Annotated in this window: 20 protein-coding genes and 2 pseudogenes; 12 read left to right on the top strand and 10 right to left on the bottom strand. The window is 65.6% G+C overall.

From position 1 onward, the window contains the following. Positions 1-210: pseudogene (locus ACLP4W_RS25220) on the top strand (hypothetical protein); the annotation flags it as partial. Here ACLP4W_RS25220 and pcrA read toward each other — a convergent pair. Beyond that, a complete protein-coding gene (gene pcrA, locus ACLP4W_RS25215; protein ID WP_442390114.1) occupies positions 207-2,546 on the bottom strand; it encodes a DNA helicase PcrA in 2,340 nt (779 codons plus the stop codon). The pseudogene ACLP4W_RS25220 and the gene pcrA overlap by 4 nt on opposite strands. A 315-nt stretch (positions 2,547-2,861) precedes the next feature. On the opposite strand from pcrA, the gene ACLP4W_RS25210 reads away from it, so the two are divergent. Then, on the top strand, positions 2,862-3,176 hold the full coding sequence (locus ACLP4W_RS25210) for a chorismate mutase (protein WP_442390113.1): 315 nt from the start codon (positions 2,862-2,864) through the stop codon (positions 3,174-3,176). A gap of 77 nt (positions 3,177-3,253) precedes the next feature. Continuing rightward, positions 3,254-4,918 (top strand): glucose-6-phosphate isomerase, encoded by a 1,665-nt coding sequence (gene pgi / locus ACLP4W_RS25205; protein WP_442390112.1) that lies wholly within the window; start codon positions 3,254-3,256, stop codon positions 4,916-4,918. Positions 4,919-4,997: 79 nt separating this feature from the next. Here the strand turns inward: pgi and ACLP4W_RS25200 are convergent, their stop codons facing one another. From ACLP4W_RS25200 to cobF, 4 genes and pseudogenes are all read right to left on the bottom strand, one after another. Beyond that, the gene (locus tag ACLP4W_RS25200; RefSeq protein WP_442390111.1) at positions 4,998-5,747 is read right to left on the bottom strand and encodes an SDR family oxidoreductase; all 750 of its coding nucleotides are present in this window, start codon (positions 5,745-5,747) and stop codon (positions 4,998-5,000) included. Between the two features lie 88 nt (positions 5,748-5,835). Further along, the gene (locus ACLP4W_RS25195) at positions 5,836-6,303 is read right to left on the bottom strand and encodes a zinc finger domain-containing protein (protein ID WP_442390118.1); all 468 of its coding nucleotides are present in this window, start codon (positions 6,301-6,303) and stop codon (positions 5,836-5,838) included. Between the two features lie 153 nt (positions 6,304-6,456). After that, positions 6,457-6,699 (bottom strand): annotated as a pseudogene (locus ACLP4W_RS25190) (DNA-formamidopyrimidine glycosylase family protein); the annotation flags it as partial. Between the two features lie 49 nt (positions 6,700-6,748). Then, the gene (gene cobF / locus ACLP4W_RS25185; protein ID WP_442390110.1) at positions 6,749-7,504 is read right to left on the bottom strand and encodes a precorrin-6A synthase (deacetylating); all 756 of its coding nucleotides are present in this window, start codon (positions 7,502-7,504) and stop codon (positions 6,749-6,751) included. Positions 7,505-7,690: 186 nt separating this feature from the next. Here cobF and ACLP4W_RS25180 point away from each other — a divergent pair, with 186 nt between their 5' ends. The 5 genes from ACLP4W_RS25180 to ACLP4W_RS25160 all read left to right on the top strand — a co-directional run bounded on the left by ACLP4W_RS25180 (position 7,691) and on the right by ACLP4W_RS25160 (position 12,260). Continuing rightward, positions 7,691-8,596, top strand: coding sequence for an AurF N-oxygenase family protein (locus ACLP4W_RS25180; RefSeq protein WP_442390109.1), 906 nt, complete (start codon positions 7,691-7,693; stop codon positions 8,594-8,596). Between the two features lie 296 nt (positions 8,597-8,892). After that, positions 8,893-9,870 carry a DUF4873 domain-containing protein gene (locus ACLP4W_RS25175; protein WP_442390117.1) on the top strand — a complete coding sequence of 326 codons (978 nt, stop codon included), beginning with the start codon at positions 8,893-8,895 and terminating at the stop codon, positions 9,868-9,870. Positions 9,871-10,198: 328 nt separating this feature from the next. Further along, positions 10,199-10,384 (top strand): hypothetical protein, encoded by a 186-nt coding sequence (locus ACLP4W_RS25170; protein ID WP_442390108.1) that lies wholly within the window; start codon positions 10,199-10,201, stop codon positions 10,382-10,384. After that, positions 10,372-11,145, top strand: coding sequence for an STAS domain-containing protein (locus ACLP4W_RS25165; RefSeq protein ID WP_442390107.1), 774 nt, complete (start codon positions 10,372-10,374; stop codon positions 11,143-11,145). The genes ACLP4W_RS25170 and ACLP4W_RS25165 overlap by 13 nt, the downstream gene beginning before the upstream one ends. 248 nt (positions 11,146-11,393) lie before the next feature. Next, complete coding sequence (locus ACLP4W_RS25160) at positions 11,394-12,260, top strand: LLM class flavin-dependent oxidoreductase (RefSeq protein WP_442390106.1); 867 nt, start codon at positions 11,394-11,396, stop codon at positions 12,258-12,260. Positions 12,261-12,263: 3 nt separating this feature from the next. On the opposite strand, the gene ACLP4W_RS25155 is transcribed toward ACLP4W_RS25160, so the two are convergent. After that, entirely contained in the window at positions 12,264-13,079 is an 816-nt protein-coding gene (locus tag ACLP4W_RS25155; protein ID WP_442390105.1) for an enoyl-CoA hydratase/isomerase family protein, read from the bottom strand. Positions 13,080-13,155: 76 nt separating this feature from the next. Between ACLP4W_RS25155 and ACLP4W_RS25150 the strand changes: the two genes are divergently transcribed. Then, on the top strand, positions 13,156-14,073 hold the full coding sequence (locus ACLP4W_RS25150) for a class I SAM-dependent methyltransferase (protein WP_442390104.1): 918 nt from the start codon (positions 13,156-13,158) through the stop codon (positions 14,071-14,073). A gap of 99 nt (positions 14,074-14,172) precedes the next feature. Here ACLP4W_RS25150 and ACLP4W_RS25145 read toward each other — a convergent pair whose 3' ends face one another. Both ACLP4W_RS25145 and ACLP4W_RS25140 read right to left on the bottom strand, forming a co-directional pair. After that, entirely contained in the window at positions 14,173-16,113 is a 1,941-nt protein-coding gene (locus ACLP4W_RS25145; RefSeq protein WP_442390103.1) for a fumarylacetoacetate hydrolase family protein, read from the bottom strand. Next, on the bottom strand, positions 16,110-18,395 hold the full coding sequence (locus ACLP4W_RS25140) for an ATP-dependent DNA ligase (protein ID WP_442390102.1): 2,286 nt from the start codon (positions 18,393-18,395) through the stop codon (positions 16,110-16,112). The genes ACLP4W_RS25145 and ACLP4W_RS25140 overlap by 4 nt, the downstream gene beginning before the upstream one ends. Positions 18,396-18,442: 47 nt before the next feature. On the opposite strand from ACLP4W_RS25140, the gene ACLP4W_RS25135 reads away from it, so the two are divergent. The 3 genes from ACLP4W_RS25135 to ku all read left to right on the top strand — a co-directional run bounded on the left by ACLP4W_RS25135 (position 18,443) and on the right by ku (position 21,862). Continuing rightward, positions 18,443-19,861 carry a mannitol dehydrogenase family protein gene (locus tag ACLP4W_RS25135; protein WP_442390101.1) on the top strand — a complete coding sequence of 473 codons (1,419 nt, stop codon included), beginning with the start codon at positions 18,443-18,445 and terminating at the stop codon, positions 19,859-19,861. A gap of 4 nt (positions 19,862-19,865) precedes the next feature. After that, positions 19,866-20,825, top strand: a complete 960-nt coding sequence (locus ACLP4W_RS25130) for a carbohydrate kinase family protein (protein ID WP_442390100.1) — start codon at positions 19,866-19,868, stop codon at positions 20,823-20,825. A 143-nt stretch (positions 20,826-20,968) separates the two neighbouring features. Beyond that, positions 20,969-21,862: a non-homologous end joining protein Ku gene (gene ku / locus ACLP4W_RS25125; protein WP_442390099.1), complete on the top strand. Its 894-nt coding sequence runs from the start codon at positions 20,969-20,971 to the stop codon at positions 21,860-21,862. Between the two features lie 14 nt (positions 21,863-21,876). Here the strand turns inward: ku and pstA are convergent, their stop codons facing one another. Both pstA and pstC read right to left on the bottom strand, forming a co-directional pair. Next, positions 21,877-22,779, bottom strand: a complete 903-nt coding sequence (gene pstA / locus ACLP4W_RS25120) for a phosphate ABC transporter permease PstA (RefSeq protein ID WP_442390098.1) — start codon at positions 22,777-22,779, stop codon at positions 21,877-21,879. A gap of 155 nt (positions 22,780-22,934) precedes the next feature. Beyond that, entirely contained in the window at positions 22,935-23,927 is a 993-nt protein-coding gene (pstC, locus tag ACLP4W_RS25115) for a phosphate ABC transporter permease subunit PstC (protein WP_442390097.1), read from the bottom strand. Between the last annotated feature and the right edge of the window lie 4 nt (positions 23,928-23,931).

Raw genomic sequence — 23,931 nt, 5'->3', positions numbered from 1 at the left:
CGCTACCTCATCGTGGCCGGCGCGGTGGTCGCGGTGCTGACCTACGGCGGCGTGTTCATCGCGGGTGCCCGCGTCGCGTGGATCGTGTACACCCTTTGGGTGCTGCCGATCGCCAGCGTTGCGCTGGTATGCACCCGCAGACCAAACGCTGGCTGCAGGGGTAGCGAGCGTTTGCCGGACTGCACCTTGTTGCGCCGAACGGCGTTCTAGAGCTTGCTGAGTGGCGCGTGATTGTGCATCAGCTTCACCCGCCCTGCGCTGCCGAAGTCGATCAGCGACATTGCCGATTCGCCGACGCCGGAGACTTCCTCAACCCGGCCCAACCCGTACTTGTCGTGGGAAACCCGATCGCCGGGCTGCAACACCAGGAGCGGGCGTTTGCTTGCCCCCGAGCGGGTCGGCGCCGCACGCGGCGTCCCGAACCGGCCGGCACCGCTCACCGGCGCACTGTATGACGGCGCGGGGGCGCTGCGCCGCCAGTCGATGAGCTCCTGCGGGATCTCCTGCAGGAACCGCGATTCCGGGTTCAGCATCGGCTGCCCCCAGGACGAGCGGACGACGGCCCTGCTCACATACAGCCGCTGACGGGCCCGGGTGATGCCGACGTAGGCAAGCCGCCGCTCCTCGGAGAGTTCGGTGGGATCGTCCAGCGCCCGCATGTGCGGGAACATCCCGTCCTCCCAGCCGGTGACGAATACCACCGGGAACTCCAAACCCTTCGCGGTGTGCAGCGTCATCAGGGTGACCACACCGGCACCGTGCTCGGGTATTTCATCGGCGTCTGCGACCAGCGACACCCGTTCCAGGAACGCCGCCAGCACGCCGGTGTCCGGCACGTCTTCGTTATCGGCCTCCAGCGCGGCCGGTTCGCTGGCATCAAGGGCCTGGTCGGTGCTGAATTCGTGTGCGACGCTGACCAGTTCGTTCAGGTTGTCCAGCCTGGCCAACTCCTGCGGATCGGTGGAGGACTCCAGCTCTCTGCGGTACCCGGTGCGTTCGAGCACGGACTCGACCAGATCTCCGAGATCGTCATCGAGGCGCCCCCTCAGGTCGTCAAGCAGCTCGACGAAACCCGCGATCGCCTTCTCCGCGCGGGTGTTCAACATCGGCACTTTTCCTTCGGCCGCGGCCACCAGGGCATCGGCGAAACTGGCGCCGGTGTTCTCGGCGTACACCGCCACACAAGCCTCCGCGCGATCGCCGATGCCCCGACGCGGCGTGTTGAGGATGCGCCGCAGGCTGACCGCATCACCGGGGTTGTCCAGCACCCGCAGGTAGGCGATGATGTCGCGAATCTCCTTGCGCTCGTAAAAGCGCACTCCCCCAACGACTTTGTACGGAATCCCGGCGCGGATGAACACCTCTTCCAACGAGCGCGACGAGTTGTTGGTGCGGTAGAACACGGCGACGTCGTTGTAGGTGATGTCGCCCCGCTCGACGAGCGCATCTATCTCCTGGGCCACGAACCTGGCCTCGTCATGCTCGTTGTCGGCGACATAGCCGACGATCAGCTCACCGGCGCCGGCATCGGTCCACAGTCGTTTCTCACGGCGCCCGCTGTTGCGGGCGATCACCGAGTTAGCCGCAGACAGAATGTTTTGCGTCGAGCGGTAATTCTGTTCCAGCAGAATGGTTGTCGCGTCGGGGTAATCGCGTTCGAAGTCCTCGATGTTGCGGATGGTCGCGCCGCGAAACGCATAGATCGACTGATCGGCGTCGCCGACCACGCACAATTCGGCGGGCGGCACGTCGTCCGATGATGCTTGCGCTTCTGGGGCGTCGCGACCGACCAACTCCCGCACCAACACGTATTGTGCGTGGTTGGTGTCCTGGTATTCGTCGACCAGGACGTGCCGGAATCGACGCCGGTAATACTGGGCAATCTGCGGGAAGGCCTGCAGCACCGCGACGGTTTCCCCGATCAGGTCATCGAAGTCCAGCGCGTTGGCCGCCCGCAGCCGTCGCTGGTATTCGCCGTAGACGGAGGCAACCGTGCGGCTCAACTCGTCGGAAGCGTCCGACAGCTTGGCCACGGCCTGGTGGGGGTCGATCAACTCGTTTTTCAGGTTGGAGATGGCGTTGGCAAGCAACCGGGGCGAGTAGCGCTTGATGTCCAGGCCCATGTCGCGACCGATCATCTGCAGCAGGCGCCGCGAATCGTCGGCGTCATAGATCGAGAAGTTGGAGTTGAGGCCTTTGATCAGTGACGCCTGGTTGCGCAGAATGCGCACACAGGTCGAGTGAAACGTGGACACCCACATCGCGCGGGCCCGGTTGCCGACCAGCCGTACCACGCGTTCCCGCATCTCCGCCGCGGCCTTGTTGGTGAAGGTGATGGCCAGAATCTGACCGACCCCGACGCCGCGCGCGGCGATCAGGTAGGCGATGCGCCGGGTCAACACCGCCGTCTTGCCCGAGCCCGCGCCGGCCACGATCAGCAGCGGCGAACCCTCGTGCACCACCGCCTGGCGCTGTTGCGGGTTGAGCCCGTCGAGCAGCTGCTCTGCTTCGGGGGCGGGTTTGGCATCGGTCGCGTACACGCTCATGTCGGTCCAAATTTACCGCCGCCCGCCGACGCCGGCCGCCAGGCTGCGGCGCGACCGGGCCGGCGTGCCGAGGCGCGGATACCCTGAACCGTCAAGGACGGCTGCCCGCATCGTTTTTGCGTGGTCACGGTCCTTAGTGGCACACTCGGTTGGTGCTCAACGCGCAGTGCCATCGGCAGTTCTCGACCCACGAGTCGTGGCGCCGATTTTTCTACGGGTACCGGCCAGCGGTGCCCGTGGTCTAGCTGCCTTCGCAGAGCCCCGTGGTCCGCTTCCGGATTCGGGGCTCGTCTCTTTTGTGAGGTCCGATAACGGATGAGACCAGAACCCCCACATCAAGAGAACGCGGAGTTAGCAGAGATGAACATTGAGATGGTCGAATCCCAACCCACCGACATCGAAGCGTTGCGCCAGGAGATCGACCGGTTGGACGCCGAGATCCTCGCCGCGGTGAAGCGGCGCGCCGAAGTGTCCCAGGCGATCGGCAAGGTGCGAATGGCCTCCGGCGGCACTCGGCTGGTTCACAGCCGCGAGATGAAGGTCATCGAACGCTACAGCGAGCTCGGTCCCGAAGGTAAGGATCTGGCGATGCTGCTATTGCGGCTCGGCAGAGGCCGGCTCGGCCACTGACTCGGCGGGGTAACCGCCGCCACGAGGGCGGCCTTTAGACCTGGCTCCGTGGCGCCAGACCGCACTAGGGTCGAACCATGACCTCCGTGCAAACCATCCCTGACATCACCGCCACCCCGGCGTGGGAAGCCCTGCGCAGGCATCACGAACAAATCGGCCAAACCCACCTACGCCAGTTCTTCGATGACGATCCCGATCGCGGACGCGAACTCACCGTCACGGTCGGCGACCTCTACATTGACTACAGCAAACACCGGATAACCCGAGAGACGCTGCAACTGCTCGTCGATCTGGCGCGCACCGCTAACCTCGAAGAGCATCGCGACCAGATGTTCTCCGGTGTGCACATCAACACCTCCGAGGATCGCGCGGTATTGCACACCGCGCTGCGGTTGCCCCGCGACGCCGAGCTGGTCCTCGACGGCAGGAACGTCGTCGAGGACGTGCATGCGGTGCTGGACGCCATGGGCGAATTCACCGACCGGCTACGTAGCGGTGAATGGACTGGGGCCACCGGGAAAAGGATCAGCACCGTCGTCAACATCGGTATCGGCGGGTCGGACCTGGGTCCGGCAATGGTCTACCAGGCGCTGCGCCACTATGCGGACGCGGGAATTTCGGCGCGGTTCGTCTCCAACGTCGACCCCGCCGACCTGATCGCGACGCTCGCCGACCTCGACCCTGCCACAACACTTTTCATCGTCGCGTCGAAGACGTTCTCCACGCTGGAGACGCTGACCAACGCGACAGCCGCGCGTCGCTGGCTGACCGAATCGCTCGGCGACGGTGCGGTGTCCAAGCATTTTGTGGCCGTCTCGACCAACAGGCGCCTGGTCGACGACTTCGGTATCAACACCGACAACATGTTCGGGTTCTGGGATTGGGTCGGCGGGCGCTACTCGGTCGATTCGGCGATCGGGCTCTCGGTGATGGCGGCCATCGGCCGGGAAGCGTTCGCCGATTTTCTGTCCGGATTCCACATCGTCGACCAACATTTCAAGACCGCCCCGCTGGAGTCCAACGCACCCGCCCTGCTCGGCCTCATCGGACTGTGGTACTCCGACTTCATGGGTGCGCAATCGCGCGCCGTGCTGCCGTATTCCAACGACTTGGCACGTTTTGCGGCCTATCTGCAACAGCTGACCATGGAATCCAACGGCAAGTCGACACGCGCCGACGGCACACCGGTCACCACCGACACCGGCGAAATCTTCTGGGGCGAACCGGGAACCAATGGCCAGCACGCCTTCTATCAGTTGCTGCATCAGGGCACCCGATTGGTGCCGGCCGACTTCATCGGCTTCAGCCAGCCCATCGACGACCTTGCCACCGTCGAAGGCACCGGCAGCATGCACGACCTGTTGATGAGCAACTTCTTCGCCCAGACCCAGGTGCTGGCGTTCGGCAAAACCGCCGAAGAGATCGCCGCCGAAGGCACGCCCGCCCACATCGTGCCGCACAAGGTGATGCCGGGCAACCGGCCGTCGACCTCGATTCTGGCCAACCGGCTCACCCCGTCGGTGCTGGGCCAGTTGATCGCGCTCTACGAGCATCAGGTTTTCACCGAAGGTGTGATCTGGGGCATCGACTCCTTTGACCAATGGGGTGTGGAGCTGGGCAAAACCCAGGCCAAGGCGCTGCTTCCGGTAATTACCGCCGACGCCTCGCCCGCGCGACAGTCCGACAGCTCGACCGATGCGCTGGTTCGTCGCTACCGGACCGAACGCGGCCGCACCAGCTGACTAGTCGCCGCGAGGGTGCGCAGTTGTACGCGCTCGTGCGGCGTGTCGCGTACAGACACGCACGCTCGCGGCAAAAGGCTTAGGCGAACCGCTTGGTCAGCGGGGGCGGCAGCGCCCGCATCAGCTGCACCAGCGGCGCCCACGGCCACCACGGCACCACCGCCCGGCCAGGCTCGCGCTCAATCGCATCGACCAACGACCTGACACCAGTTTCGTTGTCCACCAGGAACATTGTGCTGTTCGACTTGGCCGTCATTTCCGACTCGATGTAGCCGGGCTCGATCACCGAGATCCTGACGGGGCCTTTCGGGTATTCGGCGCGCAGCGATTCACCCAGCGAGCGCATTCCGGCTTTGCTTGCCGCGTACGCGGCTTTGACGCCCGGCACGCCTTTGTTGCCCAGTACCGACGAGATGAGCACCAAATGGCCGGAACCGGCTTTGTTGAACATCTCCAGCGCGGTTTCGATCTGCACGAGGGCAGCCACCAGGTTGGTCTCGATAGTCGCCTTGTTCGCCCAGACCTTGCCGGAGCCCAACTTCGCTCCTTTGCCGATGCCGGCGTTGACGATCACGCGGTCGATGCCGCCAAGCTCATCGCCGAGTTCGGCAAATACCTTGGGCACTTGCTCGTGGTCGTTGACGTCCAGCGCGGCGACCGCGATCTTGATATCTGGATACCGTTGCGAGAGTTCGGCTTTCAGCTCATCGAGCCTATCGGTGCGACGGGCGCACAGCGCCAGGTCGCGGCCCTTGGCGGCGAAGGAACGCGCCATGCCGGCGCCCAGGCCCGAGCTGGCACCTGTGATGAGGATCTTCTGACGAGTCACCCGGGCAGCATATCGACCGACCGCCCAACGTCGAGTTGCTGGGCCAGAATCGCGGTCCTCAGCACAACGAGTCGACGCTCGAGCGAAATTATTTCAGCAGCCGCGACATGCGCCGGTCGGCCAGCACCTTACCGCCGGTCTGGCACGTCGGACAGTACTGAAAAGACTTGTCCGCGAACGACACTTCGCGCACGGTATCCCCGCACACCGGGCAGGGCAGCCCGGTGCGGGCATGCACCCTGAGTCCGGAGCGCTTTTCCCCTTTGAGCATGGCGGCCCCCTGGCCGACGGACCGGCTTACCGCGTCGGTCAGCACCGAAATCATGACGTCGTGCAGCGCGGTGAGCTGTTCGTCGTACAGCTTGCCGGCCGTCGCGAAGGGCGAGATCTTGGCGACGTGCAGGATTTCGTCGCTGTAGGCGTTGCCGATGCCGGCAATCACCTTCTGGTCGGTGATGACGGTCTTGATCCGCCCGGCGTTGCCGGCCAGCAGCCCGGCCAGGTCTTCGGGGCTGAGGTCCAGCGCGTCGGGGCCGAGGGCGGCGATGCCAGGCACGAGCTGCGGGTCGTCGACGAGCCACACCGCCAGCCGCTTCTGGGTGCCGGCCTCGGTCAGGTCGAAGCCGGGTGCGCTACCCGGGGTGCCCAGATGAACGCGCAACGCGATCGGGCCTTTGCCGGGGCGAAGCGGCGCCGCGGCAAGTTTGTCGGACCACCGCAACCAGCCCGCGCGCGATAGATGGGCGATCAACGTCAAGTTTCCGGCCCGCAAGCCCAGGTACTTGCCCCACCGGTCGGCCCCGACGACGGTCTGGCCGTGCAGGGCATTGATCGGCGGGTCGAAGGTTTTCAGCACGGACAGGGCGGCGACATCGACGCGACCGATCGTCAACCCGACGGCGTGCCGCCGCAAATGGTCGACCAGCGCTTCGATCTCGGGGAGTTCGGGCACGTATTCAGTCTGCCGATCGAGATGATGAGGTGTCCATCGAGCCGGGCGTTCACCCGCGAGCCCCAAGTAGATAGGTATCCATGATCCAACCGTGCCGGGCGCGGGCTTCGGCCCGCAGCGCCGCGATGCGCGTGCCGACCTCGCCCACGGTGCCCGCCACCAGCAACTCGTCGTCGGTGCCTAGGTAGGCCCCCCACCAGATCCGGGTGCCGGGCGGGCACAGCTGAAAGGAGCAGTCGGCGTCGAGCATCACGACGACGGATCCGGAGGCCGAGCCCGAGACGCCATGGTTGCGCAGCTGCCTGCCGGTGGTGATCAGCACCGGTTCACCGATCTCGTTGAGCGGGATGCGGTGCCGAGCCGTCAGCGCCTGCACCGCGGTGATTCCCGGAATGACGTCGAAGCTGAAATCGACCTCGGCCGCGACCGCCTCGAGGATGCGCAGCGTGCTGTCGTACAGCGACGGGTCGCCCCAGGCGAGGAAGGCACCGACGCCATCGGGCCCCAGCTCGGCGGCGATGGCCGTCGCCCAGATCCGCGCACGGGCCGCGTGCCAATCCGAAACCGCGTCCCGGTAATCGGTGTCGGTCGACCGCTTCGGGTCGGGCAGCTCGACGAATCGATAGCCCGGCTCGCGGATATACCGCTCGCAGATCTGCCGTCGCAGCGCCACCAGGTCGCTTTTCGCCTCGCCTTTGTCCATCGCGAAGAACACCTGTGTGTCGTTGAGCGCCGCAATCGCCTGAACGGTCAGGTAGTCGGGGTCGCCGGCGCCGATGCCGATGACGTGGATGTGCCGACTCACTATTGCCTCCTGATGCCTCCTGACGCTAAATCGCCGCAGAGCCGAGTCCCATTGCGCGCAACGCCCGGTGTCAGTCAACCTAATTGAAACCCTCAAACATCTAGTCGAGACCCGAGGTACCCGATACCATAGGTATCAACTATCTGTGATCTCCCCAACGTCTGAAGCACTGAAGGGACACCAGCGATGACCACTCCGGTAAAGCCGACCGGGCCGAGTCGCGAAGAGTTCTCGGACCGTTTGCTGAAGGGCTCGGTCAAGAAGTCCTATGAGCCCGTCGTCGACATCGACTGGGATGCCCCACTCGACCCGGACAAGTTCTATCTGCCGCCACGGGTGGTGTCGCTGTACGGCACGCCGATCTGGGACGAGATGACCCGCGAGCAACAAATCGAACTGTCCCGCCAGGAGCTGGTCAACACGTTGTCGGCCGGGATCTGGTTCGAGAACACGCTCAACCAATCGTTGCTGCGCACCATCCTGCACGAAGACCCCACCAGCAAGTCGACGCATTACAAGCTGACCGAGTTGGGCGACGAGACCCGCCACATGGTCATGTTCGGCCGGGCGATCGAGCGCATCGGCGCCAAGCCGGTGCGCCCTCGGCTGATCCACCGGATGATCATCAACATGCTTCCGCTGGCGTTCCAGCGGGGTTCGATGCTGTGGGTGGCCGCGTTGATCGGCGAAGAAATCTTCGACTCGCTGCAACGGCAGATGATGGATGATCCGGAACTGCAGCCAATCATCCAGCGGCTCATGCGAATTCACGTGACCGAAGAGGCCCGCCACATTCAGTTCGCGCGCGATGGCGCGCGAAAGCGTGTCGCCGAAATGCCTCGGTTCAACCGATGGTTCATGGCCAACATCAACGGGCTTGGCGGGTATTTCTTCAACTACTTGTTCAGCAATCCGATCCCATACGCGCGGACGGGCCTGGACGCAAAGCGAGCGCGCAAGATCGCGCGCAGCAGCGAGCACCGCCGCGAGATGCAGATTGCCGGCTTCGCTCCACTAGCGGCGTTTTTGACCGAGGTGGGCCTGATGGGCCCGATCGCGCGCCGCGGCTGGAAGCGCAGCAGGTTTCTGTGAACCGGACGCCCGGCTTCGCCGAGCCCTGCCACCACATAATCATCATCGGCGCGGGAGCTGGCGGCTGGAGCGCACGGGCGGCACTGCTGGCAGCGGGCGTCACCGACGTCGTGACGTTCGACAAGGCGCCCGGGCCTGCCCCCGACGACCACTTGCGGCCCGGGTGCGAGGTCCTGAGTTCGAGGTTCGACGACGACACCGATACCTGGCTGCTGACAACGGCCGGCGGCGAGATTTTCCGCGCTCATGCCGTCGTCGCCGCCTGCCGACCGGTGCAGGTCCCGTGGGTACCGGACATCGCCGGACGCAACGACTTCCTCGGCGAGTCGTTTCATGCCGCGGCGTGGGACCCCGATTTCGATCCGTCCGGTAAGCGCATCGCGGTGGTCGGCACCGACGCCGCCGCCGGCCACCACATGGGACGGCTGATCGAAACAGCGGCATCGGTCACCGTCTTCGCCCACGCACCTCGCCGCGTTGTCACCGAACTGCCGCTGTGGCCAACCCGCGCCAAACGCTGGCTGCGCCGCCACACCCGACCAGCCGCCGAGCGGCCCTCGATCGCGCTGGCAGGTTCGGCGATCGAGGCGGTGACCCCGTCGGGCATCCGCACCAGCGATGGCGTGGACCACCGCGTCGACGCCATCATCTACGGCACCGGGTATTCGATTCCCGGACAGGCCCCCGACGACACGCTTGTTGGCGCCCTCGGACTGACCGTCCGGCAGGCCTGGGACGACGGCATGGAGCCCTTCTTCGGGGTGGCTCTTCGCGGCTTTCCGAACTACTTCTTCATCACGGGGCCCGATATCGGCGCGCAGGCACGCTATGTCGTCGAGTGCCTAAAGCTCATGGAGCGCACGACCAGCAGCCGCATCGAGGTGCGCGGTAGCAGCCAGCGGGTGTTCAACGAGCGCGCCCAACTGAAACCCACCGAGCCCCCTTCGGTGGCGGCAGCCTTCGACCTTTCATCCAGCGCGCCGAAAGGCGATGGCGCCTACGACGGCGCGGCGACGCTAGAGATAGCCGGCACCCGCCACCCGGTGCGCGTCCGGCTCGCCGGTCGCCTGGATCCGATCGACGGCCGTTACCACTGGCAGGGCACAGTTTTCGGTTCCCTATCGCAGCCCCTACCGGATGAGGAACTCAAACAGGCACGAACGGCGACACTGACGGTGGGCGAGCGCAGTGCGCCCGCGCGCATCATCGAGAAGACACCGTGGGGCACGCACACGGTCGCCGGCGTGGGCGCTCCGCCGTACGCGCTGAGCTGACACCGAACCGGCGGCGCATTCTGCTGCGTGTTGCGGCATTTTTCAGGTTTGACGGTTGTTCCGTGTGGGTAGTCGCGAATCGCTAACTCCATCCCGGACTGGGTAACTCCGGCGCGGGTGCGTGCTGCGACAGACGAGTAGACGAGAACGGCATGTGCGGCGTTGTGGCGGTCGGTGCTCCGGACGGGCGGTGGGTCGGGGCACGGGTGGACCACCGCATCCTGTGATTTCTGACGGCATCGATGCCGCTTAGTTGAGGGTTATAGCTTCTGCCGCCGAGGGGGCGGGGACCTGGCAGTCAGCCGGGCGGGGAAATCGAGGAGCAGGGATGCAACCGGACGACAGGACGGGGTCGAAAAGCGAGATCACGACGTCGCATCCGTTCTCGAGCAAGATGGGAATGCGGACGCCTAAATTTCTCATAGGACAGGCGCGCTCGCACGCCAGCGGTTCGCGGGTCGCGGTCGGCGAGGATGAGGATGAAGCCCTGAACGGAAAGGGGTGGCTGCGGTGAGCGCGGTAGCTGAGTCGCCGAGCTCGCTGGCCGTTGCGACGCGAACGGATCAGTCGGTGGTCATCCTGACCGTCGAAGGTGTGCTCGAGACCGGCAATTCCGCGGCGCTGCGCGACATCATCATGAAGGCCACACTCGACGAGCCCTCGGCCCTCATCATCGACGTCTCCGCCGTAAAGGTGCCCGCGGAATCGACGTGGTCAACCCTCATCGGCGCGCGCTGGCAGGTGCATACCCGGCCCGACATCCCGATCCTGCTGGTCTGCGCTCATCGCGCGGCCCGCGAAGCGATCACCCGCACCGGGGTCACCCGCTTCATGCCGGTGTACTCGACCGAGAAAGGAGCGATGAAGGCGCTCGGTCGCCTCACGCGTCGCCCCGTTCGGCACGCCAATGCCGAACTGCCGGCGAACCTGACCAGCCTTCGCGAGTCACGCCGGCTGGTCCGTGAGTGGCTCACCGCTTGGTCGCAATCCGCGCTCATCCCGGTCGCGTTGGTGATTGTCAATGTGTTCGTGGAAAACGTGCTGGAACACACCGCAAGCGTCCCCGTGATGCGGGTCGAGACCGATGGCGCAACGGCGGTCATCGCGGTGTCCGACGGCAGCAACGCCCCCGCCCTGCGGCTGCCGGTGCCCAAGAAGGGCATCGACATTTCCGGCCTGGCGATCGTCGACGCGTTGTCACGCGCGTGGGGCAGCACTCCCACCTCGAACGGCAAAACGGTTTGGGCGGTCATCGGGCCCGAAAACCAGCTTTAGCCGGGCGACGATGCGCGCCGGAACGGTGCGCTGAGGAGGTCGGCAATTCGGCTTCAGCCGGGCGACGATGCGCGCCGGAACGGTGCGCTGAGGAGGTCGGCGATTCGGCTTCAGCCGGGCGACGATGCGCGCCGGAACGGTGCGCTGAGGAGCTCGGCAATTCGGCTTCAGCCGGGCGACCCGGGCGCGGGCCAAATTAGAACACGTTCTAATGTCGTGTTACGGCCCATTCGAGGAAGGGAGATGACGTGCGGTTTACTTACGCAGAGGCGATGACCGACTTCAAGTTCTACGTGCCGCTGGCCAAGGCGGCCGAGGCGGCCGGCTACCACGCCATGACGATTGCCGACAGCATCGCCTACCCCTTCGAATCCGACTCGAAATACCCGTACACACCCGACGGCAATCGCGAGTTCCTGGACGGCAAGGAGTTCATCGAAACGTTCGTGCTGACAGCGGCATTGGGCGCGGTGACCTCGACGCTGCGGTTCAACTTCTTCGTCCTCAAATTGCCCATCCGACCGCCGGTGCTGGTCGCCAAGCAAATCGGTTCCCTGGCCGCAATGACCGACAACCGGGTGGGTTTCGGGGTGGGCACCAGCCCGTGGCCCGAGGACTACGAGCTGCTGGGCGTCCCGTTCGCCAAGCGTGGCAAGCGGATGGACGAATGCATCGAGATCATCCAAGGCCTCACCTCCGGTGAGTACTTCGAATTTCACGGCGAGTTCTACGACATCCCCAAGACCAAGATGACCCCGGCCCCTACCAAGCCGATTCCGATCCTGATCGGCGGGCACGCGGACGCCGCGCTGCGCCGGGCGGCGCGCCTGGACGGCTGGATGCACGGCGGCGGCGACCCTGAAGAACTCGACCGGCTGCTGGCCAAGCTCAAGCACTATCGCGAGGAAGAGGGTAAGACCGGCCCGTTCGAGATCCACGTGATCTCGGTGGACGGCTTTACCACGGACGGCGTCAAGCGACTCGAGGACAAGGGCGTCACCGACGTCATCGTCGGCTTCCGCATCCCCTACATCACGGGTCAAGACACCGAGCCGCTGGAGACCAAGATCCGCAACCTGGAGATGTTCGCGGAGAACGTGATAGCGAAGGTCTAACCGCTACAGCGGATCCCACTGGGGAGCGCGCTTCTCCCGGTGCGCCTTGGCGGCCTCGACCGGATTATTCGTGAAGCCGCTCAGGATCTGAGTGCGGTTCTCCAGCTCGATGGCATGCCGCAAACTGGGCGCGTCCAGCGCCGCGTTGAGGCCGATCTTGGTCTGCCATACGCCGTAAGCGTTGTTCGCGGCGATCGAACGGGCCAGCGCCAGCGCCGCCGGCATCAGGTCATCCGGCGCGACCACCTCGTGTACCAGCTTGATGCGATAGGCCTCGGACGCGTCGATGATGCGGCCGGTCAGCATGAGTTCTCGCGCCACCCCGGCGCCGACGATCTTCGGCAGCAGGTAACTGGTGCCCATGTCCATCGACGAGAACCCGGCCTTGATGAACACCGACCCGAACCGGGCATGTTCGGAGGCGACCCGGATATCGCAAACCAGCGCGAACGCCAGACCACCCCCGACGGCGACACCGTTGACCGCCGCGATCACCGGAATGGGTAGCTCGTAGAGCCGGGTGAAGAGGTCGGCCAGGCGCACCTGGGCGTCGTAATTGGTCTTGAACGGCGGGGTCGTCGGTTTCACCTTGGTCCATGGCTCGCCCGTGCCACTCAGGTCGGCGCCGGCGCAGAATCCGCGTCCGGCGCCGGTCAGGATCGCCACCCTGAAATCGCCCCCGCCGAGCGCGTCGAGGGCGTCGAGGGCCTTGTCCATGCCGTCGATAAGCGATCCGTCGATCGCGTTCAGGCGCTCCGGCCGGTTCAGTGTGACACCGGCGATGTTGTCCTCGAGGGTTTCCAATTCGACAGCGGCCATACCAAAACCGTAGGCGACTTGGGTGTTCACCGGCCCGGCCTACGGTGGATTTTGTCGAACAATCGAAGGAGAAACGATGGCACGAACCGAGGGCGACACGTGGGACCTGGCCAACAGCGTTGGAGCCACCGCCACCATGGTCGCCGCGGCCCGGGCAGCCGCGACCAGAAATTCACAGCCGGTCATCACCGATAAGTTCGCCGAGCCGCTGGTCCGCGCCGTCGGGCTGGACGTGTTCACCAAGTTGGCCAGCGGCGAACTCGATTCCGATGACATCGAGAAGAGCGTCGGATTTCCGCGGATGGTCGACACCTTCGCCGCCCGCGCCCGGTTTTTCGACGACTATTTCGCGGCGGCCGGTAAGGCCGGCCTGCGCCAGGTCGTGATCGTGGCGTCCGGGCTGGATGCCCGCCCGTATCGGCTTTCGTGGCCGACCGGGACGACGGTCTATGAGATCGACCAGCCCGAGGTGATCGCGTTCAAGACCGCGACACTGGCGGAAATCGGCGCGGCCCCGACCGCCGAGCTCCGCACGGTTGGAATCGATCTCCGAGAAGATTGGCCGGCGGCACTGCAGGAGGCCGGCTTCGACCCCGCTCAACCTACGGCGTGGCTCGCCGAGGGAGTACTCATCGGATTTCTCCCGCCGCAGGCCGAGATTCGGTTGCTGGATTCCATCACCCCGCTGTCTAGCGAGGGCAGCCGGTTGGCGGCCGACTACGGGATGGTCGCCGGGTCCTCCGAGGCGTCGCGGGAACAGGCGCGGCTGATGGCCGAGGGCTGGCGACGGCAGGGGCTCGATATGGACATCGCCGACTTGACCTACCCGGGCGAGCACACCGACGTCGCCGCTCAGCTGCAAGCCAACGGGTGGGAAACGGCGAGGTACGAGCTCACCGACCTCTTCGCCGCCGCCGGGCTGCCGGAACTGCAGCAGGCCGACCAACAGGCCCCAGCGGCCACGATCAGTTTCGTGCGCGCGATTCGAACCTAGCCCGATCTGAGCCGACGACCGTGGGGCCTATGGACGAATTCAAGGCAATAGTCGTGCTTAGGGCCCACACTCGGCGCGCTTCAGGGTTCGGCTCGCGGCTCACGCAGACCGCTTGGCCAGCCACTCGGCCTGCATCACCAGCAGGGCCAGTATCTCCAGTTGCGGGGTCTCCGGGCCGAGTTCGCGGTACCGCTGATAGACGTTGACGACGACCCGCTCGGCATCCAGCCAGGTCGCGTACTCGCCGAGGTCGATGGTCTCGGCGGCCTCGGCCCACGACAAGCCCTCGCGGTGGGCGATCTCGGCCTGTTCGGCGACGTGCGCGAGATATCCACGGACAGCGCGGATCCCATCCGGATCGGTGACCGGACCGTGGCCGGGCACCACCGTCGGCGCGTCCAGCGCGATCATCGCGTCGCACGCCGCGACCCAGTTGGCGATCGGGCCGGCCCACACGATCGGGGTGCAGCCGATGAACAGCAGATCGCCGCCGAACAGCACCCCCGCATCGGGCACGTGCACGACGGAATCCGCCGCCGTGTGAGCGGGACCCAGATTCAGCAGATCGATCCGCCGCGCGCCGACCTCAATGGTGAGGTCGCGGTCAAACGTCCGGTCGGCGTTACGCACCTCGATGCCGCTGAAGTCGAAGTGCCCGAATCGATCTCGCGCGTAGGGTGTCGCGACCGGGCCGAGGTTGGCGGTCTGCGCCATGGCCAGCATCTCGGGGGCCATCCCGTGCGCGATCTCGTCGGCGGTGCCCTGGGCGGCGATGATCCGCACCGACCGGTCGAGCAGTTGGTTGCCGTGCGTGTGGTCGCCGTTGGAGTGGGTGATCAGGGCGTCGGTGATGGGCGCGGAAGAGGTGATGGGCTTCATCGCGGTGAGCATTTCGCGGGTCAACGCGAGATCGAAAAGGGTGTCGACGAGCAGGGAGGCTCCGTCGCCGGCAACGAGCCCGGCGTTGCTCCACCCATAGCCGCCGTCCGGCAGCGTCCAAGCCCAAACCCGTTCGGCGACTTCGTGCAGCCCGCGGGTGTAGGGCACCTTCGCGGGCGCCCGGTTGATCCGAGCGGCGGCTGGTGCGGCGTCCGGGTTGGGCCGCGCGGCCAACGGGTGCGGTGCGCGGCCGGCGCGGACGGTTTGCCGGGTCTCCCCCAGTCCCTGCACCCGGAGCGTGACGACGTCGCCGTCGTGCAGCCAGCCGGGGAACGATTCCAGCGCTGTCGGGCTGAGGTGCTCGACGAGCGTGCAGGTCGGCACCGTGCCGGAGCCGATGACGTCGCCCGGGGTGAGCGCCACGCCCCGCGAGGCATAGGAGATGACTTCGCCGAAGGTCCAGTCCATCTGGGCGGTCGACCCGGAACCGATCACCGTGTCGTTGACCAGGGCGGTCACCTGCAAGTCGAGCTTGCCGTCGCTGCGGTAGGGCTCCAGCTCGTCGGGTGTCACCAGGTACGGGCCCAACGTGACTCCGCTATCCTTACCCTTGCCCTGCCCGATCGCAAGTTGGCTCTCCATCTGCTGCAGGTCTCGTGCGGACCAGTCGTTGAAAATCATGTAGCCGATGATGGCCTGTTCGGCTTGCTCGACCGTCAGGTCTTTACCGTTCGTTCCGATGACCGCAGCGATCTCCAATTCGAAGTCCTGCCAGGCACTTCCGGGAGCCGCCGGGACGTCGTCGTAAGGACCGAAAACCGTAGCCGGACAGGCGAAGTAAAACGCGGGGATGCGGTACCAGGTATCGGCGAGCACCCGCCCGGCACCCAACGCGGCCTGGCAATTGCGCATGTGGTCCAGGAAGCACAACGAGTCCCGGATCGAGGGCGGCCGCGGGATCGGCGCCATCAACGTCACCTGGTCGAGTTGCGCTACCGCCGACGGCGAGCGCAACGCGTCCTCGCCGGCTTGCCGCAGCCCGTCAGCACCCCGACCGATCAGGTCTTGCAGCGTCACGCCCGGCGGCATCGCGTAGATGGTTTCACCGGAGAGCACTCCGGCGCGTTCGCCATCACCGCCGCGATAGGTAACCCATTTCATTCGCGCACCACCTCACCTGGTTTCTTGTCCGGCCGCAACCCGCGCCAACTCGATTGGCGCAAACGATCATCCGGGGTCCATTCGCTGTAGCGCACCTCCCCCACAAGAACCGGCTCGACGAACGTCACGCCGCTGGCGTCGCGCGCGGGAAGCGGGGCGTCGAAAGGAGATCGGTCGGTGTGCAGCGGTGCCAGCGTCTTCTTCAGGTTCGCCAGGTCGCGTTCGGTGAAGCCGGTACCCACCCGCCCCGCGAAATGCAGTCCGCCGGCGCCGGGGATGCCCATCAGTAGCGAGCCGATGCCGCTGGTACGTCCGCCTTCTCCAGCCTTCCAGCCACCGATGACGACCTCCTGGGTGTTCCAATACTTGTCCTTGACCCACGATGCCGAACGCCGGCCGGGCTGATAGCTTGAGTCGCGTTTCTTGGCGATCACGCCCTCCCAGCGTTGCTTGCGCGAGTATTCGAGCGCCTCGGCGCCATCACCGGTCAGCAACTCGGGAACGATGAGATTGCTTGCGTTGGAGAGAGTTTCCAGCAGCCTTCGCCGGTCTTGGTACTTCGCCCGCAGCAGCGAGCGGCCGTCCAGGTAGAGCAGGTCGAAAGCCCAAAACTCGACGCGGGCACCGCGGCCCCGGTTCTGCATCTCATGGAAGCTGGGCACACCGGACTTGTCCAAAACGACCGCCTCGCCGTCGAGCACCACGTGATGCTCGGCAAGATCGGCTGCCAGCGAACGCAATTCGGGATATTCCTTGGTGACGTCGCGACCGCTGCGGGACCGCAGCCGCAGGTCGCCGTGATCGGCGTCCGCCAGCAGCCGGTAGCCGTCCCACTTCCCTTCGAAGGCCCATTGATTCGCCTTCATGGCCGCGACCGAGCCGTGCGTGGCGAGCATGGGTGTGATCGCATCGAACTCGAAGGCCCTCTGGTCCTTCATCCGGTGCGCCAGCCATTGGTCACCGTTGGTTTGAATCAATGCGTAACGACCGGAGATCCGGCTGCCGTGCAAATTGATAATGACCTCGTCATCACGGAACTTCTCGGTATCGTAGGTGCCGGAATCCCAGATGATCACCTTTCCCGCCCCGTACTCGCCGTTGGGGATGTTGCCCTCGAACGTGCCGTATTCCAGCGGATGATCCTCGGTATGCACCGCCAGGTGGTTCACCGATGTGGTCTCGGGTAGATTTTTCGGCACCGCCCATGACACCAGCACGCCGTCTCGCTCCAGCCGGAAGTCGTAGTGCAGCCGGCGGGCGTGGTGTTCCTGGATAACGAACGTATTGTCATGGCCGGTAGCGGGTTTCGTCGTAGGCACGGGTTCGGGAGTCTTCGAGGCGTCGCGCATGCTGCGGTACTTGGTCAGCCGATCCGGGCTGGGCATGCGGGCATCCGGGTGGTGTAGGGCTGCCAGCAAGTCGCCGTCGCGGGCGACCCGGGAAAGCACTTCGTCGTAACGCAGCTGGCTTAACGCGGGGTCGTCGAGTTCCTCCCAGCTGCGTGGTGCCGCGACCGTCGGATGCTCCCGGCCGCGCAGCGAGTAGGGCGCAATGGTGGTCTTCGACGCGCTGTTCTGGCTCCAGTCCAGGAACACCTTGCCCGCCCGCAGGCTCTTGGTCATGGTCGCCGTGACCAGTTTGGGTATCGACTTTTCCAGTTGCTGCGCAACGCGTTTGGCCAACACCGAGGCGCCCCTGCTGCTCACCGGCTGGTCCAGCGGCGTGTAGAGGTGCAGCCCCTTGCTGCCGCTGGTGAGCGGGAAGGTGGTCAGCCCGATGTCGGCAATCAGATCCCGCACCGCACGAGCCACCTCGGCCAGCTGCGCGATCGTCACGCCGTCGCCCGGGTCCAGGTCGAACACCAATCGCGTCGCCGGGCCGGGCTTGAGTTCTTGCGCCCCGGTTCGGGTCCATTCGGCGACGAACCGCCACTGCGGCACATGCACCTCCAGCGCCGCCTGCTGCCCGATCCAGGCCAGGCCGTCGAGGCTGTCGATGATGGGATACGTCGTCGTTCCGGACCGGTGGGTCACGCTGGCCCGCGGCAACCAGTCGGGCGCCGACGACGCCAGCTGCTTTTCGAAGAACGAGGGCTCCTCGACGCCGTTGGGCCAGCGCTTGCGCGTTGCCGGGCGCCCGGCGATGTGCGGCAGCATCGCCTCGGCGATGCGCGTGTAGTAGTCGAAGACGTCACCCTTGGTGGTTCCGGTGGCGGGGTACAGCACCTTGTCGGCGTTGGTCAGCTTGACCCGCGCCTGCGCCCTGGAAGCCGCGGTACCCATGCTGTCAACGTACTTCGTCGTCAGTCGACCACGGTACCGTCGTCACTGTGGTTCGGCTGAACAGCGCCACCCTGAGCCAACTGCCGATCGCGACGCCAACCTATGAGCGTGACGGCATCCAGGTCGGTATCGCGCATTTCGGTGTCGGCGGCTTTCACCGGGCACATCAGGCGATGTACATCGACAGGTTGCTGCAGCGGGGTCTGGCGCGGGAATGGGGCATCTGCGGGCTCGGGATGCTGCCGGCCGACCGCCGAATGAGGGATGTCTTACACGCCCAGGACGGCTTGTACACGCTGATCCTGGAACACCCCGACGGCCACCGGGACGCGCGGGTGATCGGGTCGATCGTCGACTACCGATACGCGCCCGACGACCCGCCGGCGACGATCGAACTGCTGGCCGCACCCACGACCCGCATCATCTCGATGACGATCACCGAGGGCGGCTATCAGGTCAGAGACCCCGAATCGGTGTTCGGCCTGATCGTCGAGGCCCTGGCGAGGCGTCGCGACCGCGGCATCACCGCGCCGACGATCGTGTCGTGCGACAACATCGAGCACAACGGCGAGGTCGCGCGCCAGGCCGTCATCGCGCACGCCGAACTGATGCGGCCGGGCCTGGCCGACTGGATCACCGAGGACGCCCGGTTCCCGTGTTCGATGGTCGACCGCATCACACCGGTCACCACCCCGGACCTCGTGGCCGCGGTGGAGCGCGACTTCGGCATCGCCGACGAATGGCCGGTGGTGGCCGAGTCGTTCGCCGCGTGGGTGCTCGAGGACGACTTCGCCGACGGCAGGCCGCCGCTGGACGAGGCGGGTGTGCTGCTGGTCGACGACGTCGGCCCGTACGAGTCGATGAAATTACGGCTGCTCAACGCCGGTCACCAGTGCCTGTGCTACTTCGCCGCGCTGTGCGGGTATCGCATGGTGAACGATGCGGCGCGCGACCCGTTGTTGGCCGAATTCCTGCTGGCCTATTTCGATTCCGAAGCGGTGCCGACACTGCGGCCGGTCCCCGGCATCGATCTGCGCGCCTACACCCGCGGGCTCATCGAGCGCTTCGCCAACCCGGGGGTCGGCGACACCGTGGCGCGGTTGTGCGCCTACTCCTCGGACCGCATCCCGAAATGGCTGCTCCCGGTGATCCGCGACAACCTGCTCACCGGCGGACCCATCCGGCTGGCAGCGGCGACGGTGGCAAGCTGGGCCCGCTACGCCGAGGCGGTCGACGAGCGCGGCGAACCGATCGAGGTCGTCGACAACTTGGCGGAGTCGCTGGTGCCCCTCGCGCGGTCGCAGCGGCTAGATCCGATCGCCTTCATCGAGAACGCGGCGCTGTTCGGGGATCTGGCACGGGTACCTCGCTTCGTCGAGGCCTATACCTGGGCGCTGGATTGGTTGCATACCCGCGGGGCGCGCGCAACGCTGGAGGCGTTGCTGCACGGCGACTTGAGGAAGTGAGTCCATGGTGCGCGGGCTGGTGATCGGTGAAGCGCTGATCGACATCGTGAAGCACTGTGGCGCGTTCGAAGGCCGTTTCGAAGGCGCTACCGAGCACGTCGGCGGGAGCCCGCTCAACGTCGCCGTCGGACTCGCCCGGCTGGGTCGCGATGTCGATTTCTTGACCCATATCGGCAATGACGAACCCGGCCGGCGCATCGCCGACTACGTCAAGTCCTCTGGCGCACATCTTGTTCCGGGAAGCATGTCCGCCGGCCAGACGCCGACCGCTGTGGCGACGATTGCCGGCCCCGCCAGCTCTGGGGCGTCGGCGGCGTACACCTTCGACCTGGAATGGCAGCTTTCCGGCACGCCTGAGGTCGCGCCGCCATTGTTCGTGCACACCGGATCTATCGCCGCCGTGCGGGAGCCGGGGTGCCTGGCCGTCGCGGCGTTGCTCGACACCTATCGTATGTCGGCCACCGTCACCTTTGATCCAAATGTGCGTCCGTCGCTGGTCGTCGACGAGGACCTGGCCCGCGAACGCATCGCACACCTCGTCGAGCGCAGCGACATCGTCAAGGCCAGTCACGACGACTTGAGCTGGATCGATCCCGACCACGAACCGGAGCGGACCGCCCGAGCCTGGTTGGCTTCGGGGCCCGCGCTCGTCGTCTTGACCATGGGCGATCGGGGCGCGCTGGCATTCTGCGCGGCCGGCGAGGCCCGGGTGGCCGCCACGCCGGTCCAGGTGGTGGACACCGTCGGCGCCGGCGACGCGTTCATGGTCGGCCTGCTCGACGCGCTCTGGGGACTGGGTTTGTTGGGCGCCGGCCGGCGAGCCGCCCTTGGCGGGATCGGGCTCGACGCGCTCACGACCGCGCTGGACGCGGCCAGCCTGTCGTCGGCGCTGACCGTGGCTCGCGCCGGCGCCGACCTACCCGACCGAGCCGCGCTGAACGCTCAATCACGCTCCTGGACTTGAGTATTCAGGGACCGCGAGTGTAACGCCACGGCGAAAAAACCGGCGGCATAAAATCGCCGCAGCGTTCCAGTCGCGGGTAATCAGCAAAGCCGCAACCGCCTGCGGTGCTGTTAGCCGGCCCGCGGTATGGGCATACTGACTACATGCGCTCCATCTGGAAGGGTTCGATCGCGTTCGGGCTGGTCAACGTCCCGGTCAAGGTGTATAGCGCCACCGAAGACCACGACATCAAGTTCCACCAGGTGCACGCCAAGGACAACGGCCGCATCCGATACCAACGCGTGTGCGAGCTGGATGGCGAGGTCGTGGAATACCGGGACATCTCCCGCGCCTACGAGTCCGACGACGGCCAAATGGTGGTGATCACCGACGACGACATCGCCACCTTGCCCGAAGAGCGCACCCGCGAGATCGAAGTGCTCGAGTTCGTCCCGGCCAGCGAGGTCGACCCGATGATGTTCGACCGCAGTTACTTTCTGGAGCCGGATTCCAAGTCGTCCAAATCCTATGTGCTGCTGGCCAAGGCGCTCGCCGAGACCGATCGGATGGCGATCGTACACTTCACGCTGCGCAACAAGACCCGGCTGGCCGCGTTGCGCGTCAAGGACTTCGGCAAGCGTGACGTCATGGTGGTGCACACCCTGTTGTGGCCCGACGAGATCCGTGATCCCGACTTCCCCGTGCTGGACAAAAAGGTCGACATCAAGCCCGCTGAGCTCAAGATGGCCGGGCAGGTGGTGGAGTCGATGGCCGAAGACTTCAACCCCGACCGCTACCACGACACCTACCAGGAGCAGCTGCAGGAGCTGATCGAGGCGAAACTCGAAGGTGGGGAAGCGTTTACCACCGAGGAGCAACCGAAGGAACTGGACGAGACCGAGGATGTGTCCGACCTGCTGGCCAAGCTGGAGGCCAGCGTGAAGGCGCGCTCCGGTGACGGCGAGGCACCGGCAAAGAAGACGCCGGCCAAAAAGGCCCCGGCGAAGAAGACGACCGCAAAGAAAGCGCCGGCCAACAAGGCCGCATCAACATCCTGAGCGCGGGCCTGAAGTCAGCGCCGCCGGTTCGAGACCAAGCGGAAAACCGCGGCAAGCATGTTGATCACCCCGACGAGGATGATCAGCGTCAGCGCCGCGCCCCAGATCCGCAGGAAACCCGCGTGCTCTGGGTTGGTGAGTTCGGTGTAGATCAGCAGCGGCAGCGAGGCCATGTTGCCGTGGAAAATGTCGAGGTTGATGGATCGGCTGTATCCGACGAGGACCAGCACCGGTGCGGTTTCACCGATAACGCGCGCAATGGACAACAAGACACCGGAGACAATGCCCGGCATCGCGATCGGGAAGACAATCCGCACGATGGTCTTCCATTTGGGAACACCCAGCGCGTAACTGGCTTCTCGCAGGTCGTCAGGTACCAACCGGAGCATCTCCTCGGTGGACCGCACCACCACCGGCAACATCAGCAAGACCAACGCCAATGACACCGCGAAGGAGCTCTGCTGGAATCCCAGGGTCGCGATCCAGAGGGTGAAGATGAACAGCGCCGCCACGATCGAGGGCACCCCGGCGAGCACGTCGACCATAAAGGTCGTCACCCGCACCAGCCGGCTGGAGCCGTATTCCACCAGAAACACCGCGGTCATCAGGCCCAGCGGGACGGACAGGATGGCGGCCACCCCCGCCTGTACCAGCGTCCCGTACAGGGCGTGATACACGCCGCCGGCGAACTCCTCTGGCAGCACGCCGCGCAGCGAGTGGGTCCACCAGCCCGACCGGGTGACGGCGTACCAGCCCCGTGCGAGCACCACCGATAGCACCCAGGCCAGCGGCACCAGAGCGCCGATGAAGGAGGAGATGAAAAACACTGTCGCGGCGTTGTTGGTGATCCGCCGCCGCAAGCTGATCTGGGTGAAGGCCTCGGCTTTGACCGGGTGCTCGAGCGCTTCGGCGGTCATCGGCGCCCCTCCTCCTCATCGCTTCGCTCTGCATCGTCGCTGGCGCGGGTCATCGGCGCCGCTCCTTCTCATCGCTTCGCTCTGCATCGTCGCTGGCGCGGGTCATCGGCGCCGCTCCTTCTCATCGCTTCGCTCTGCATCGTCGCTGGCGCGGGTCATGCGTTGACCTTTCCGCCGGCGATCGCACGCGCGAGTGCGTTGACGATGAACGTCAGGACGAACAGCGCAAAACCCGCGGCGATGTAGGCCCCGGTGGGCAATGGTTCGCTGAATTCGGCCGCCGCCGAAGCGATCTTGGAAGCGAACGTGTAACCGCCGTCGAACAGCGACCAATTCCCAGGGTGGGCGGCCGAGCGCAAGATGATCAGCGCCGCCACCGTCTCTCCCAGAGCGCGGCCCAGCCCCAGCATCGACGCCGCGATGACACCGCTACGACCGAACGGCAGCACGGTCATCCGTACCACCTCCCACTTTGTGGCGCCAAGCGCCTGTGCGGCCTCCGTCTGAATAGGCGGGGTCTGCCTGAACACTTCTCTCGACACCGACGTGATGATCGGCAGGATCATCACCGAAAGCACGATGCCGGCGGTGAAGATGGTGCCACCACCGGCCAGGGACACGTTGCCCTGCTTGAACAGAAACAACCATCCCAGGCTGCGATTGAGGAACTCCGCGAACGGCTCCAGTTTGGGCGCCAGCACGAAGATCCCCCACAACCCGAAGACGATCGACGGCACCGCGGCCAGCAGATCAACGATGGCAGCGAACGGACGTGCGAGCCGTTTGGGGGCGTATTGGGTGAGGAACACCGCGATCCCGACCGCGACCGGCACGGCCAGCACCAGAGCGCTCACCGAACTCAACACGGTGACCATGAACAAGTCGCGGATACCGAACACCAGGTGCTCGGCCTTGGTGGTGTCGAATTCGGCGCTGGTGAAGAAATTTGCTTTGTCCGCGCGTAGTGAGGGGATGGCACGTACCAACAGGAATATCGCGATCAGCAGGATCGCGATCACGATCGTCGAACCGGCCGCGGCGGCGACCAACTTGAACAGTTGGTCGCCCCGCTGCACCTTGTGCGAAACGGTCGCCGTCGGCGCGGGCTTTTCCCCGGTCGACGGACTGCCGATCGCTCCGCGGGTCATGACA

The organism is Mycobacterium sp., assembly GCF_052145595.1.
Lineage (GTDB): Bacteria > Actinomycetota > Actinomycetes > Mycobacteriales > Mycobacteriaceae > Mycobacterium.
Note: the sequence above shows the minus strand (reverse complement) of the source record. Positions and strands in the feature narration are given on the sequence as shown.